Genomic DNA, 243 nt, shown 5'->3' with positions numbered 1-243 from the left:
GACCTGTCCAGTTTCTTTCCGTAAACGCTTTTTCCACTCTTTCTGCAGTCCCATGGAAATCTTCGGTGTATTCCGAAAGTTTTGTCTGGATATGCAGACTATGAAAAAATTCTTCCAGCTTTTTGATTCCGGCTTCTGCTTTTTCCTCAATGCTTCCGTCTTTTATTCCCCAGACTCTTTCTGCATATTGTGCTAACTTTCCTTTTTTCGTTTCAAAATTGTAGCGATAATGAGAAGGTGCAA

1 protein-coding gene is annotated in these 243 nt (G+C 39.9%); it reads right to left on the bottom strand.

Translation table 11 applies throughout. The features are described 5' to 3' along the window. Positions 1 to 243 (bottom strand): hypothetical protein (locus tag ACPYOM_RS23575; protein WP_481347841.1); only part of this gene is annotated, 243 nt, incomplete at both ends.

This window comes from Monashia sp. HAY1-2A (assembly GCF_056755315.1).
Note: the sequence above shows the minus strand (reverse complement) of the source record. Positions and strands in the feature narration are given on the sequence as shown.